Source organism: Pseudomonas avellanae BPIC 631, from assembly GCF_000444135.1.
Taxonomy (GTDB): domain Bacteria; phylum Pseudomonadota; class Gammaproteobacteria; order Pseudomonadales; family Pseudomonadaceae; genus Aquipseudomonas; species Aquipseudomonas avellanae.
In genome coordinates this window covers 1-1,013 of the sequence record NZ_ATDK01000457.1, presented here as the reverse complement: position 1 = coordinate 1,013, position 1,013 = coordinate 1, and the positions used below count along the sequence as shown (strand labels likewise).

General features: G+C 54.5%; 1 pseudogene. It reads right to left on the bottom strand.

The window, feature by feature from the left end:
* Positions 1–85 precede the first annotated feature (85 nt).
* A pseudogene (locus tag DW49_RS0123970) lies at positions 86–409 on the bottom strand (MFS transporter); the annotation flags it as partial.
* Positions 410–1,013: the final 604 nt, after the last annotated feature.

Here is a 1,013-nt window from a genome sequence, read left to right as displayed (position 1 = left end):
GAACCGCTCTTCCGATCTCGAGATTCAAATCTTATCAATAGCTTAGCTTGCAGGTTATGGGTAACTTATTTCGAAAACAGTACACTAGTAGCAAGACCTGCTCGTAGCTGTGAATACCCAATTGCCAGGCAGTGAACAAGGCACCTATGACAATCACCTGACCGATGATGCCGGCTGTCTTGGGGGACAACTGGTCGGCCAGCAGGCCCATGAAGAAGCGCAGCACGGCACCTGCCAGAATCGGCGTTGCCACCATCAGGCCGCGCTGTTGAGTAGTGAGGTGCAGGTCGGTGGCGATCTGTACCGCCATCGGGCCAAGCAGATACCAGACCATGAAGCTCAGGTCGAAATACAGAAAGGCTGCAAACAGGGTCGGTCTGTGACCGGCCTTCCAGAAGCTTGTATCCATGTGCACACCTCATCATCTGCTAGTTAGTCAGTCGGGCCATGACCGCGACGCGGGGTATTCCAGACGCTATGGTGGAGTGTTCCGAATGACGGCGACTCCACCGGCCCCGTCACCGGCCCCGTCACCGGGGCCAAAACGCAAAAAACGTCGCCTCTCTGTCCACGTGAGCGGAAAAAGATAAGCGACGTCTTTGTCGTAAAGGGTGATAGCCGCCGTTGGCTACCGTGGGATTGCTAAAGCAAGAGATGGGCCAATTGAGTCGCAAGCGGTTAGCGGCGAGCTGCAAGCTGATGGTGTACGCCTCGCGGCGTTGGCCATGACCTTGAATCGGGCGATGGGCAGCCAATGCGCTGCAAAAGGGGGCGCTTGCGTGGATCGCCCCGCAGCCCCGGTCCTTCTGCGTCATTCAGGCCTGGCGGTGCAGCACTACACAACGACTGACAACTATCAGTCGGTTCAATAATGAACAGGTGAAGTATGATTTATTGCTATTTTATGAGCATTAAATAGTTATCTGTTATACGTCGGGTGCCACTAATAAATCGGCGGTTTCAGAGGCTGAGTGCAACACCCGGCTATTGAGTTAGGGATGGACTCTCATGAT